This is a genomic window from Paenibacillus sp. FSL H3-0310, from assembly GCF_038002785.1.
Classification (GTDB): domain Bacteria; phylum Bacillota; class Bacilli; order Paenibacillales; family Paenibacillaceae; genus Paenibacillus_AQ; species Paenibacillus_AQ odorifer.
Map to the genome: position 1 here is coordinate 1,163,178 of NZ_JBBODC010000002.1, position 12,686 is coordinate 1,175,863.

The 12,686-nt window shown below is 40.4% G+C and carries 12 protein-coding genes; 5 read left to right on the forward strand and 7 right to left on the reverse strand.

Annotated features, from left to right (window positions below; all coding sequences use genetic code 11):
• Positions 1 to 117: 117 nt before the first annotated feature.
• On the forward strand, positions 118 to 1,530 hold the full coding sequence (locus MHH63_RS24605; protein WP_076191542.1) for an amino acid permease: 1,413 nt from the start codon (positions 118 to 120) through the stop codon (positions 1,528 to 1,530).
• Positions 1,531 to 1,695: 165 nt separating this feature from the next.
• Here the strand turns inward: MHH63_RS24605 and MHH63_RS24610 are convergent, their stop codons facing one another.
• The gene (locus MHH63_RS24610) at positions 1,696 to 2,847 is read right to left on the reverse strand and encodes a metallophosphoesterase (protein WP_076181791.1); all 1,152 of its coding nucleotides are present in this window, start codon (positions 2,845 to 2,847) and stop codon (positions 1,696 to 1,698) included.
• A gap of 236 nt (positions 2,848 to 3,083) precedes the next feature.
• Between MHH63_RS24610 and MHH63_RS24615 the strand changes: the two genes are divergently transcribed.
• The gene (locus tag MHH63_RS24615) at positions 3,084 to 4,247 is read left to right on the forward strand and encodes a sensor histidine kinase (protein WP_256720960.1); all 1,164 of its coding nucleotides are present in this window, start codon (positions 3,084 to 3,086) and stop codon (positions 4,245 to 4,247) included.
• Between the two features lie 104 nt (positions 4,248 to 4,351).
• On the opposite strand, the gene MHH63_RS24620 is transcribed toward MHH63_RS24615, so the two are convergent.
• From MHH63_RS24620 to MHH63_RS24645, 6 genes are all read right to left on the reverse strand, one after another.
• Positions 4,352 to 5,257 (reverse strand): DUF5643 domain-containing protein, encoded by a 906-nt coding sequence (locus MHH63_RS24620; RefSeq protein WP_341172197.1) that lies wholly within the window; start codon positions 5,255 to 5,257, stop codon positions 4,352 to 4,354.
• A gap of 23 nt (positions 5,258 to 5,280) precedes the next feature.
• The gene (locus MHH63_RS24625) at positions 5,281 to 6,441 is read right to left on the reverse strand and encodes a DUF4179 domain-containing protein (protein ID WP_341172198.1); all 1,161 of its coding nucleotides are present in this window, start codon (positions 6,439 to 6,441) and stop codon (positions 5,281 to 5,283) included.
• Positions 6,434 to 6,976 carry a sigma-70 family RNA polymerase sigma factor gene (locus MHH63_RS24630; protein ID WP_232061486.1) on the reverse strand — a complete coding sequence of 181 codons (543 nt, stop codon included), beginning with the start codon at positions 6,974 to 6,976 and terminating at the stop codon, positions 6,434 to 6,436. The genes MHH63_RS24625 and MHH63_RS24630 overlap by 8 nt, the downstream gene beginning before the upstream one ends.
• Positions 6,977 to 7,224: 248 nt before the next feature.
• A complete protein-coding gene (locus tag MHH63_RS24635; protein ID WP_076191549.1) occupies positions 7,225 to 7,812 on the reverse strand; it encodes a class I SAM-dependent methyltransferase in 588 nt (195 codons plus the stop codon).
• 36 nt (positions 7,813 to 7,848) lie between these two features.
• Positions 7,849 to 8,004, reverse strand: coding sequence for a hypothetical protein (locus MHH63_RS24640; protein ID WP_280775866.1), 156 nt, complete (start codon positions 8,002 to 8,004; stop codon positions 7,849 to 7,851).
• A 193-nt stretch (positions 8,005 to 8,197) separates the two neighbouring features.
• Positions 8,198 to 8,662: a VOC family protein gene (locus tag MHH63_RS24645; RefSeq protein ID WP_076181797.1), complete on the reverse strand. Its 465-nt coding sequence runs from the start codon at positions 8,660 to 8,662 to the stop codon at positions 8,198 to 8,200.
• Positions 8,663 to 8,820: 158 nt separating this feature from the next.
• Here MHH63_RS24645 and MHH63_RS24650 point away from each other — a divergent pair, with 158 nt between their 5' ends.
• The 3 genes from MHH63_RS24650 to MHH63_RS24660 all read left to right on the forward strand — a co-directional run bounded on the left by MHH63_RS24650 (position 8,821) and on the right by MHH63_RS24660 (position 12,678).
• Positions 8,821 to 9,255, forward strand: a complete 435-nt coding sequence (locus MHH63_RS24650) for an Lrp/AsnC family transcriptional regulator (RefSeq protein WP_076124228.1) — start codon at positions 8,821 to 8,823, stop codon at positions 9,253 to 9,255.
• Between the two features lie 100 nt (positions 9,256 to 9,355).
• Positions 9,356 to 11,092 carry a sensor histidine kinase gene (locus tag MHH63_RS24655; RefSeq protein WP_076191558.1) on the forward strand — a complete coding sequence of 579 codons (1,737 nt, stop codon included), beginning with the start codon at positions 9,356 to 9,358 and terminating at the stop codon, positions 11,090 to 11,092.
• A 5-nt stretch (positions 11,093 to 11,097) separates the two neighbouring features.
• Complete coding sequence (locus MHH63_RS24660) at positions 11,098 to 12,678, forward strand: response regulator (protein ID WP_305953952.1); 1,581 nt, start codon at positions 11,098 to 11,100, stop codon at positions 12,676 to 12,678.
• Positions 12,679 to 12,686: the final 8 nt, after the last annotated feature.

A 12,686-nucleotide genomic window follows, 5' to 3' on the forward strand; every position in this document is an offset into this window, starting at 1 on the left:
AGAATAAAGGAATGTATTTTATTTATTATTCTTAGACCTAAGAGATTGGAGCGTATCCAATCTCTTTTTTGTTATCATTTTTACTTGTACATTTTTTCACATAAGGGGGAGTTTGAAATGGCAGCACAAGAATTAAAGAGAGATTTAGAGAATCGGCATGTTCAGCTCATTGCGATTGGTGGAACCATCGGTACCGGATTATTTTTAGGATCAGGTAAAGCTATACAGCTGGCAGGACCATCCATCATTTTTGCTTATTTAATCGTGGGTATCGCTATTTTTTTTGTGATGAGGGCATTAGGAGAACTTCTGTTGTCTAAAGCAGGTTATCAATCTTTTACAGACATTGCCGAAGACTATCTTGGACCGCGGGCGGCGTTTGTAACCGGATGGACCTATTGGTTTTGTTGGATCATGACGGCTATGGCCGATATTATAGCTGTTGGGGTTTATGTACAATATTGGTTTGATATCCCACAATGGATACCCGCAGTCATTTGTTTAATTATTTTATTAGGACTCAATTTATTAACGGTAAAAAGCTTTGGCGAATTGGAATTTTGGTTTGCTTTAATTAAGGTAATCACTATTCTCGCATTGATTGCCATCGGGGTAGTTCTACTGGTGATTGGATTCAAAACAACTACTGGAACGGTTGCGCTCAGTAATATTTGGGCACATGGGGGAGTATTTCCAAACGGCATTTCAGGGTTCCTACTTTCATTTCAAATGGTTGTGTTTGCTTTTGTGGGTGTGGAATTGGTGGGCGTATCGGCAGCAGAGACCTCCAATCCAGAAAAAACTATCCCATCGGCAATAAATAAAATACCTTTACGAATTCTATTTTTTTACGTGGGTGCTATTATTGCCTTATTATGCATCAACGCTTGGACAGAACTAAACCCGGCAGAAAGTCCTTTTGTTAAAACATTTAGTTTAGTGGGGATTCCGATTGCCGCGGGGGTTATTAACTTCGTTGTATTAACTTCAGCTGCGTCCGCTTGTAATAGCGGGATGTTCTCAACAAGCCGGATTCTATACAATCTAAGCAGAAATGACCAGGCTCCAGCCAACTTTGCAAAGCTTAATAAAAATCATGTACCAAGTAATGCTTTATTCATATCCACGCTTGTCTTATCTGTAGGCGCTTTGTTGAGTAAGCTGATTCCGGAGACGGCTTTTGGCATCGTGACAACAATTAGTGCCATTTGTTTCATCTGGGTTTGGGGCGTCGTTCTAATTTGCCATTTGCGATATAAAAAGACGAAGCCGGAATTGCAGGCCAAATCAAAATTCAAAGCACCGTTTACACCCTTTGTGAATTATGTTGTTCTAGCTTTGTTTGCAATCATACTCATAATTATGCTATTTGCTGATGAAACTCGTCCGGCCTTATTGTTGACGCCTTTATGGTTTATATTATTATTTGTTTTGTATTCGATAAATAGAAGAAAGAGGGAAAGAATAACGCCTGATCCAAGAGCACGTCTCGAAGGTATTCGGACTAACACGGAGATCCGGCATGATTAGTCGATGAGGGTGCTTGCTGATATTACAGTTGGATAGGCAGACATAGAAATCCACCACCGCATACGGTGGTGGATTTTCTCATTAATGTGGTCGATGCTCTTTTTCGAACTTATGTATGCTAACGGGATATTCTTCCATGTTTTTTAATCAGTCTAAAATTATCGTCTATTTAAAATCAACTTTGATTTGTGCTATCTCACTATTCGTGCCAATTCGTAATGGCGGTCCCCAAGTCCCTGCACCAGATGTAACGATGACGTGAGGGCTGTTAGGATTCTTCTGATAGTGGCCATAATCTACTGTAAACATAGCATTGGTGATCAGATTTGCAGGGAATACTTGTCCTTGATGCGTATGTCCGCTAAGTATCAAATCAACGTCATCTGCGTATTCAATCCTATTGGTTGGTTGATGATCCATTACGATAACGGGCATATTTGTATCAATGTCACTCATCACTTCTGAAGTAATTGCTCGAGGGTTCCCTTGATTACCAATCGGTGATGAATCCCTTCTGCCAACAACAACGAATTGATTATCAATAACGACATGCTCATCATTTAGAAGTTTGATATTACTCTTATCTATAAAGTTCACGATCTCATCGTATGAGCGTCCTGCATCATGGTTACCTAAACAAGCATAAACTCCATAGGTTGACTGAATAGTACTTAATAACTCTATTCCTTTGGAAGGGTTAGAGAGCGCATAGTAGTTACCATTAAATATATCTCCTGTCATCAACACTATATCCGGCTGTAGTCCATTAATACGATCAACAACGTCTTCAATAAACTTTACATCATTTACGTAGCCTAAATGTAAGTCGCTGATCAGGACGATATTTAACTGATCTAATGAAGTGTTTTTATGTATTTGGAGCGGATAGGTGACTTCTTTTAAATGATTTGCATTATAAATCCCATAGGACACCAATCCTATGACTAGAATTAATACTATGGACCTTGTATGAAAAATAACACGTGCTGGTATAGGAGAAGGGAGGACCTTGATCCATTTACTAATTAGTAAGATTACATCTGAAAGGATCAAAAGCAAGAACAAATAGAAGTAGATACCCATCCAATAGTCCCCGAATTGACCAATAAAATTAACAATATTTGAATCGGTCGTCATAGCTGAAGAAGACAATAGTAAATTAATAATGATTGATAACGCACATAAGCTGTAGATGACTCCATATATGATCCCGTTTATATGTGAAAATATATGTTGTAACCATTTAAAAATCTTTCTCGCAATGTAATAGTTAGTTGCCGCGTACATAGCGAATATAAATAAAAATGCAAATACCATAGGGAACACCATCCTAATGCTTTAGATATCAGAACTAAAGTGAATACAATGATTATAGCAATAATTACTAGTTTCAGAAATTAAATGGGGTATTGAGTTTACTGGTTTTTTCAGTTATTGTTTATTACTATTTCAGCTGATATAATTCTTATTTCGACAATCAATTTAAAAGTGGTGAATTCATGAGAGAGTTCTACAGTCGGGTGAATCGAAAAACCTATTACATATTAATGTTAATGATCATCGTTCTTATGATGTCTGGATTAATACTATCTACTCTAGAGTTAGATGGAATTGATTTTGGTTATATCATTCATTTTTTATGTGTGGCGTTTCTAACGGTTTGTTTATGGATTTACCCTAAGCATGAGACACATACTTTTAGAAAGATTATCATTCTATTTGGATTTGCGTATTTCTATACGCTATTCTTTTTATACCCTCAAACTTGGACTACCTATATCCTCATTTGTCTTATTCCTGCACTCTCTATTCTATTTTTTGATTTAAAATTGTTCTATTTTTCCTTCATTATAAATGGAATACTGATGGTAATTACATTTGGCTATATCCTCTTGATTGATAGAGGGGATCTATATACATATTTACATTATGATATTCTAGGGAATTTCATTAATATAATAGCGGTTCAAGTGTTATTATTTTTCATTTTTCAAATATCATTTAAACGGATGAAAAAACAGCAGCTTTATTATGAACAATTACAGCAATCTGAGCGCTTAAAGATGGTTGGACAATTAACTGCTGCCGTTGCGCATGAAATTAGAAATCCAGTGACAGTGGTTAGAGGTTTTTTGCAGTTTTTTGATGAGGATCCTTCATTTGATGATCCTATGAAAAGAAAATTTAAATTAATGATTGATGAATTGAACACAGTAGAACAGATTATCTCGCAATTTCTAACCCTTTCAAAGCCAAATGGAGAACAAAAACTTGAAAAAGTAGATGTGAAGGATGTTATTGAGAGTGTCACAGGATTGCTCCATTCCTATGCAATGTTATCTGATAATCAAATTGTTACCTATGTAGAAGAAGACTGCAAGATCTCTATTAATAAAATTGAATTTAAGCAGCTGCTTATTAATATAATAAAAAATGCTTTAGAGGCTTCGGATGTTGGTAAATCTGTCTCTATTATGGCGAATAGGAACAATAATTTTATTGAGATAACAATCATCGATGAAGGAAGCGGGATGTCGGAAGCTGAGGTTAAGTCGCTAGGGACTCCTTTTTATTCATTAAAAAGTAATGGAACAGGCTTAGGATTAATGATTTGCTTTAATATCGTAGAAAAGTACGGCGGGGAAATTTATTATAGTAGTTCTGTAGGTAAAGGGACAACAGCTACTATCCGCTTTTTAGCTATAAATGACCAGTAAAACGGAACATTCTTTCCATTGAAAGAAGGGGATTACCTCAAGCCTTCGGCCGGAGAGGTAATCCCCTTTCCTAGTAAATATGTTTATATTTGCTGCGCTAAAGGTTACTTCAGAGGGATTTTGATCTCCAATTGCTTGTTGTAATTTTTAACTACATTGCCTTTGGCATCTACTTTATAAGCCCCGGTGTTGCCTTTTTCAAATACGGCTTGATACGGTCTGATAATCAGATATTCTGCCGCTGAGCTAGGTGCTTCGAACAATAAATCTTCAGAAACCGTATTTTGAGTTGCTGCAACAGAATCCCTTGCAATAAATTCTAATTCATTTCCCAGGTTATCATATATGTCATATCCTAAAGCCAGTGCTTGGGTGGCAACCCCTTTAACCGCTAAAGCGATACGCACAGAAGTCTCTCCCGCAGCAACACGGGTGGTTTTGATTTCAAATTGGTTGTCTTTCTTTATAGCAGGCAGCTGAATGTTATGCACTAATCCTGCTTGCTTGAGAGAAAATTTAAGTACATACGGGTCTTCGATTCCGTTAAGTTTCACATGGATACTCAATTCAGAGGAAGCCAGGTTTGCCTTTTGTTGCTCAGTTAACCATCCGGTCTGCAATACAACAACCGCCTTGTTGGCATCACCGTCACTGATCCAGCGTGGTGTTTTTAAATCAATGCCTCCTGGTTGAGTGAGCTTAGCGTCTATTCCCACAATAGTACCTTCTGCAAGATAGGGCTCACCTTTATCATTTAAAGTTACTCCTGCGAGCATTCCTGAAAATAGCGATCCCTCACGGCTCAGGTCGATCTTAATATAGTTACCATCAAACTGCGCACTGCCCTTTAAAGTAAGCTGATCGTGTGAATCGGCCACTTTTGTTGTATTCAGGGAAGCTTCAACAGCGGGTTGAGCACTGGATGCTTGGGTTAAAGCTGGCATTCCCAATGCTCCTAGGCATACAGCAGCACTTAAAATTACAGACATCTTCTTAGTCATTTTTTTCATGATATTATCAAGCTCCTTAATTTTTATTTAACTAGCACGTTTATCTCTAGACCGTCAATATAATGCTTCACTGGGTTTCCAGAACTGTCTGTTTTAAATGCTCCATTCTTACTTTGTGGGTTCTCAAACTCATAAAGATAGCCACGGATTGTGAGCATATTAGGGTGTTTCTCAAATGGCTCAGTAAGCAAATCGACATTAAGTGACCTATTGGAAGTCGAGAGGACTTTCTGTGAAATATCTTTCAGCACCTGTCCTTGTTGATCCTTTACTTCAAAGCCCACTAAACTCAATGCTGCATGGTCTTCGTCTGTATCCTGTTCCAGCATGAGCGACAGGCGTGTCGTTAATGGACTATATTCCAGCTTTTTCAGGATCAAACTCCATCCTCCAACTTGTGCGCGTATATCAGGTGTGGAAATTTTATTAATCGTAGCCTTCCGCGCAGGAATTTGGAGAACAAACGGTTCATCCATACCGTTTAAGCCAAGAGTTACGGTCAATACAAATCGATCAGGAAAAGGTTTGTTGGAGATTCCGGAATTCGAGGAATCCACTAGTCTAAAAATAGCTGTGTTGCTTTCCGCACCTTCTATCCAGCTTAGAAACGGCATAGCTTTCCAGAGACCATCTGAAAATTGCTCCAGGGAAGCGCCGTCGATCAATACTTCTGCAGAGGTTATTGCACCTTTCGCTAAAAAAGGCTTACCATCCGCTCCAATCGTTACTCCGGCTAGCTTACCTTCCAGTTTTTCTCCCTCACGCTTCACCGAGAATGCCAACCGGCTGCCATCAAATACAGCCTCTTCGGCAGACAAGGTGATCCCTTCATGCGTATCACTGCTGTTTAGACGGGAAGTCAGTCCCAGACGCTGGGCCGCTTGTAACCCTATATCATCTGCCCGTTCAAAAATACCGCCTATCAAGGGAAGCTGCTTGAGCGCATTGGCCAACGTAGGCGGATAGATAGCCGTTAGCATAACACTTAACAATATCGCCGCAGTCACAGCAGCTGTGATTTTTGGATATATCCGCTTTTTCTTTTCCTTTTCCACAGGATCCTGGACAATGGTGGCCAGCGATGCATAAATCGAATCCTGCCGTGATCGTAGTAAAGGAGGAAGCTCCTGTATATTAGCTTTCCCTAGCTCCCTGATCTGCTTTTCTAAATTGTTATTATTCATTAGCAAGACCCTCCTCCCGCACAGGATGTATCTGTTTGGACAACAATCTCCGTGCGCGATGAAGTCGTGCCCTGACCGCTCCCTCGGAGATGTCGAGCACATCTGCAATCTGCTTAATGGATAAATCGTCATAATAAAAAAGCACGATAGCAAGCCGCAGGGATTCGTCCAACTGATTAATGAAGCTTTGCAGGTCTACGTTGCCTGAATCTTCAAAATGCACATAGGAAACGACCGGTTCCTCGGGAATTTCCGCCACAGCTATAGTTCGTTCTCGCATACGAAGTAACTGATTGCATTCATTAATCAGGATGCGTATAACCCAGGTTTTAAAAAACTTAGGCTGTTTAAGGTTGGCCAACCCTTTATACACCTTCAGTGTTGTTTCCTGAAGAGCATCCGCGCAATCTTCATCTTTTAGCAGAATGGTTTTGGCTAATCTGTACAACTGGGATTCCAGTTGCCTGAAAAGACGGGTAAACGCCTCGTGGTCGCCTTTCTGCGCTTTTTTGATATCCAGTTCGTTTTCCAGCAAATGATTTTTCCTCCTTGAGGGCCCTCTGTATAATTAGATGGAGAAGACATCCAAAAAGTTATATTTAGGATAAAATTCATTCTCCTACACAAATCACTTACCTCGGTAGTAGTATAAAATCCATGCAATTCATTGTTTTTGGCAAAGATGGAGAGGTTAATAGAAAGGGGGGGACTTCAAGTGGATAAACTGAAATAAATTCAGGAATTACCACCTTATCAGAAGAGAAGTAGTGGGGTAATCCTGAATTAAAAAGTGTATACATATACCTTGGTACGCAGTGTGTCCGTGCATGTTATGGTACGGACAGGCTGCATGCCTGGAAGGGCAAAACAAATGCTAATGACCACTGCGCCCGGCAGTAGCTCACGCTTGAACTTGTCCCCCAGCCGTTTCATCGCTCCGGGAAATAAGTAACAAAGAACAATATCCGCATGCTCGTAAGAGCTGCTATAGATATCCCCACGTACATAACGAAGCCTTCCGTGGAGCAGATTCTGGCCTTCGTCTGCTCGCAGCATACGTGTGCCGAACCTAGCAAGCAGCTGGGATGTCCACAAGGGAATACTGGAATTTTCAATGCCTGTCAGCCTTTTGCCTGGACATTGGCGAATAACATCCATGCCAAGTGTTCCCCAACCCGATCCCGCCTCCACAATGCTGCTATATCCCGGAATCCGATTCACCTCAACGGCAACAGCCGAGCGTACAGATTTTGACGTAGGCATCGGCGATATCCCGTTCCTCCAGCTCACCAGCACAATCGACACCATGGATAACAAGGCTGCGAAGGCGATGAGCCAAGCGATGACTTGAATCACGATCAATACTATCATTCCTTCTTCATCTGCTAGAAGCAGGATTCAATTCTCTTACTTTCTCCCAGCATTTCGTTTATTAACTTCATATTGATAAAGATCCTGAATTTCCTTGCTTTCAATATCTTGACCTACATAAAAAATCAGAGTGGGATCATTTGCTGGATGGGCATAAGAAAGATAAGTGCGATGTATAAAATCAAAGTCCATCTTACCCAGCTGGAAATCGATTTGATATTTATCTTCTAAATAGACTTCAAATTGCTTTTTTAAAGCCAGAGACTTCCACGGAAGTCCAAAGAATAAAAAGTAGGTTCCTATAAGAAATATCAAAAAAATTAAGAGGAAAAGCGACTTTTTACTGAGAATGGTATGTTTTATAATTCATAACCCTCCCTAGCGTTTATTCTACATGAACTTTGCTGGACATATCAAAATCAACCTCTTCAAGAAATTCGATAACTTCTCCATTGGGACTATGAATGATCGCGTTTTTTATTAGAAGAGGCGGTTCGCCCAGAGACAGAGAGTCCGGTGCTATAAAAGCCTTTGCCCCATGTGCAAGGGCTTTTTGATATATCTCCTCTACATTATCCACATAGAAGGCAAGATGTAATAACGCTCCGTGTGCTATATCTTCATCAGACAAGGCTTTTTTTCCTTGAGCGGCGATGACTGCATCATTATCAAAAATCTCAATACAGGTTCTGCGGTCAGGTGAAATCAGCATGGAGGCTTCTTTGATCTGAAAGGATGGCAGACTCCAATGATGACCTAGCTTGAATCCTAAAACGTCAATATAGAAAGAAATAGTTGCTTTATAGTCTTTGGCTTGAATCGCTACATGTGCAAGGCCTTTTACACTCATTTATAATCGCTCCCAACTTTAATATATACTTATTATAGTTGTATTAAAATATGAGATATATATATAAGATAAGTGTTTTGTAGTAATATGGTTATTAAATTTAAGGTATTTTAGTGGAATAAGTTTATTTTATAAAATGGGTTTAGGAGGCGCTTGCTATGGAACAACTTGTGGATGACATTGATAAAAAGATTATGCAATTACTTCAGTACAATGCCCGAATGTCCATTTCACAAATCAGTAAAGAGGTTTCGATGTCACAACCCTCTGTTAAAGAACGAATGATCAAGCTGGAGGAAAGGAATATCATTTCTGGGTATCATACAGCTTTTAATTTACGAGATCTGGATCGGGGCACAACTACGTTTATTCTATTAAAAACAGAACATTGCCAAGAGATTACGGATTTTTGCAAAAATGCTAAGGAAGTTACCGATTTATATCGGATTAGTGGAGAATATAATTACCTCATAAAGGTGCAAACCGCGTCGATTGAGGAGTTAGCTGAATTCCAAGACAACCTTATAAAGTTTGGACCTTCAAAATCTCATATCAGTCTGAAAAATATATTGGAAAACAGGGTGTTGCTCTAAAGCCCATTTTCCAAACACAATATATAGTAACCGCTTTCATTCCATTGTAGAATGGATGAAAACAACGTTAGCATTAACTCGGATACAAGGGAGCATGGGTATGGAGAGGTTTTTATTCAGTAAAAAGTATATTCCGTTCACCTATAAGATGATGATACCGTACCTCATTCTAGTATTGCTGACAGATGTATTGGTGGGTTATATAGCTTATACGATGCTCGTAGAGTCCAGAACGGAAATGGCGGAAACGAATGTCCGGACAGCTTTGAAGCAGACGAGGAACAATATCGAATATCAGACAGATGAAATTAAACGAATGACTAACTCGCTGTTTCTCAATACGAATTTTCAGAATGCTCTGCAGTTTAGGGGAGATGCATTGGAAAACATGCTCAAAATGAGGGATGATATCGTTCCTTATATGAAAGCCCCTCTGCAATTGTATGGGAACAATCTGAGACTTGTGCTCTATACCGCAAATGAGACGATGCTTGAAATCCCCGGTGATGATATGTCTGTACCTATCGGTAGAAGCGATTATTATATTCTTTCTGATCAGGTTATTGAAGATAAGGAATGGTTCAAGTCGATTGTTGCTAATAACAAAGACAGCTTGTGGCTTCAGGCGGACAGCGACAGTGAACTAAGCAATATTTCGTATTTCCGCAAGCTGGTTTCTTCTAAGGGAGGCCCATCGATTATTGGTTATATTCGCGTCACGGCGAGAATTGACGAGCTTTTTGGCAATTTCGATACCTTTCCGATTGAACAGGGTATAGACCTTCGTCTAGTGGATCGGGTTAGTGGATTAACGCTTTATGAACAAGGTATTGTCGATGAACATGCGAAGCAAGACGCTTATCTGATCATTAGTGAAGATATTCCGTTGTCTGACTATGCTATCGAGGTACGGGTGCCGCATGCCTATTTGAATAAAGATGCTAGCCGAATGCAGAAGGTGATCACCACGGTTTGTTTGATCAGCTTTTTAGTCATGGCGGTGATCGGCTTCCTCGTTGCCCGCATATCAGGCAAAAAAATTAAACGGATCGTATATTTGGTCCGGTCCTTTCAGGAAGGGAATTTTTATAAAAGAATCGGGTTTGCCGGGAATGATGAATTTGTCTACATTGCTAATAGTTTTAATCAGATGGCGACTAGTATCCAGGACCTGATCCAGAACGTCTATGAGCAAGGGATTCAGAAAAAGCAAGCAGAACTGGATGTGCTTCAAGCTCAGATCAGTCCGCATTTTTTATACAATACATTGTCGACCATTGGTAGCTTAGCCAATTTGGGCGAAGTTGAGAAGGTTACACAGATGGTACAAGGTCTTTCTAAATTCTATCGCCTCACCTTGAATGAAGGACATGTCTATATCTCTCTTGAAAAAGAGCTGGAGCAGGTAAGGATGTACCTTGAAATTCAGAGGGTAAAGTATGCCGATGCGTTTGAGGTTTATTATGATATTGATCCTGATATTTTACAGGTTCCCATCATTAAGCTGATTTTGCAGCCATTTGTAGAAAATATATTCAAGCATGCTTGGTTTGGGGAGACGATTGCGATCCGGATTACCGGAAAACGGCTGGGTGAACGCATCGAGCTCAAGGTCATCGATAACGGAATTGGTATGCGGGCGGAGACACTGCGAAATATGCGTTCAAGCTCATTCCATTCGAGCAGCTATGGACTGAGAAACGTGGAGGAACGAATCAAGCTGAGATACGGCCATGATTTCGGCATTCATATCGGCAGTTACTTTGGGGCAGGAACGACCGTTCAAATTATCTTACCGGTGGATAATGCGGAAATCCGGGAAGTTATGGGGGAGTAAATAGTATGGCGATGGAAATCAACGTTCTGTTGGTGGATGATGAAGTGATCGATTTGGAATGGCTGAGACGGCGGGTGGCGGGCAGTGATCATTTGCCTTTGCATAGCGTGAGAACGGCAACGAGCGGTTTCGCCGCTTTAAAAATGATGGAGCAGCACCGCATTGATATCATTCTCTCCGATATCCGCATGCCGATTATGTCGGGCGTAGAATTTGCCCGGAAAGCGAAGGAGATTAACCCTGAGGTCCATCTGCTTTTTATTAGCGGACATCAGGATTTCAACTATGCCAAAGAGGCCATTCAATTAAATGCCTCCGGTTATTTGCTTAAACCCGTTGATGATGACGAGTTAAATAAGACACTGACTGAACTCTGCGCCAAGATTGAGAAGGAGAGGAAGCAGCATATTTCCTTGTCGGAAACACTGACGCTTGTGAATCAGGAGCTGCTGCTGCGCTGGTTTAATGAGACTGCCCCGGGGCAGGTGGAGACGCATATTCACAACGTTCTTACGTCTTACTTACAAGGCGCGTCGGCGGTTGCCATCGTCGAGATTGACGATATGGCACGGAAAATCCAAACTTGGACGGAAGAAGAGCGGAGTTTATGGAGCAGTACAGCCAATCATTTTATCCGGAAGTTCGCGCAAGATCAAAATTTAGGCATGGTCATCACAACCTATGACTATCATTTTGTGATCCTTGCTGCGGTTCAGGAACAATATTTTACCGCTTTGATGGAAGAGCTCATTCGGTCATTCTATCAGGAATTTTCCTGTTCAATTACGATTGGAAGAGGGATGTACACAACAGAACTGGGTAAGCTGCATGATTCCTATCGGCAGGCTCAGGCTGCTTTAAGTATTAAATGGATTGTTGGGAAAAATAGAATCATCCAAGATGCCTCGGAATGGAGCCCGAAGGAAAAAATCGCCTCAGATTTAGAGGTTATTGTGGACCGGATGCTTAAAGCGATGCTTGATTACGACCTTACCACCATTGATGATTGTTTGCTGCAGCTGTTTGCCGGGGACAGTCCGCTCTCCCAGAAAAATGACATCTACGATATCATTATTCGAATTACCTCCAAGCTTCATGCCGATCTGCAGCAAATGAACGAGCATCTATACGAGATTTTGAATTGGGATTCACATCATCCCTTTGTGCTGTTTCAGTTTGAAACGGTGCATGATATTCTCTCTTGGCTGAGAAGAAGATTTTTTGAGTTGTCGGAGCTGCTTTATTTGAAACGGCAAAGACAAAAGCGGAAGTTAATTGATGAAATCACGGAATATGTGAAAGAAAGATTAGATCAAAAAATAACGCTGAACGAAGTGGCCGCCCATTTCGATTTTACGCCTAACTATCTCGGTCATTTATTCAAGGTTGAAACCAACAGTTTATTCAGCGATTTTTTAAGTGAATTACGGATGAAACGGGTATGTGAGCTGCTCGAAGATCCGACTAAGAAAGTGTATGAGATTGCGGAACAAGCCGGATATAAAAATATTATTTATTTCAACAGACAGTTCAAGCAATGCATGGGCATGTCGCCCGGAGAGTACCGGAAGAAAAATAAAATCTAACAAAAAAG

Bases quoted from the DNA above. Each gene is read 5' to 3' on its own strand.
- MHH63_RS24605 (WP_076191542.1), top strand. From the start codon at position 118: ATGGCAGCACAAGAATTAAAGAGAGATTTAGAGAATCGGCATGTTCAG.
- MHH63_RS24610 (WP_076181791.1), bottom strand. From the start codon at position 2,847: ATGGTATTTGCATTTTTATTTATATTCGCTATGTACGCGGCAACTAAC.
- MHH63_RS24615 (WP_256720960.1), top strand. From the start codon at position 3,084: ATGATCATCGTTCTTATGATGTCTGGATTAATACTATCTACTCTAGAG.
- MHH63_RS24620 (WP_341172197.1), bottom strand. From the start codon at position 5,257: ATGAAAAAAATGACTAAGAAGATGTCTGTAATTTTAAGTGCTGCTGTA.
- MHH63_RS24625 (WP_341172198.1), bottom strand. From the start codon at position 6,441: ATGAATAATAACAATTTAGAAAAGCAGATCAGGGAGCTAGGGAAAGCT.
- MHH63_RS24635 (WP_076191549.1), bottom strand. From the start codon at position 7,812: ATGATAGTATTGATCGTGATTCAAGTCATCGCTTGGCTCATCGCCTTC.
- MHH63_RS24640 (WP_280775866.1), bottom strand. From the start codon at position 8,004: ATGGACTTTGATTTTATACATCGCACTTATCTTTCTTATGCCCATCCA.
- MHH63_RS24645 (WP_076181797.1), bottom strand. From the start codon at position 8,662: ATGAGTGTAAAAGGCCTTGCACATGTAGCGATTCAAGCCAAAGACTAT.
- MHH63_RS24650 (WP_076124228.1), top strand. From the start codon at position 8,821: ATGGAACAACTTGTGGATGACATTGATAAAAAGATTATGCAATTACTT.
- MHH63_RS24655 (WP_076191558.1), top strand. From the start codon at position 9,356: ATGGAGAGGTTTTTATTCAGTAAAAAGTATATTCCGTTCACCTATAAG.
- MHH63_RS24660 (WP_305953952.1), top strand. From the start codon at position 11,098: ATGGCGATGGAAATCAACGTTCTGTTGGTGGATGATGAAGTGATCGAT.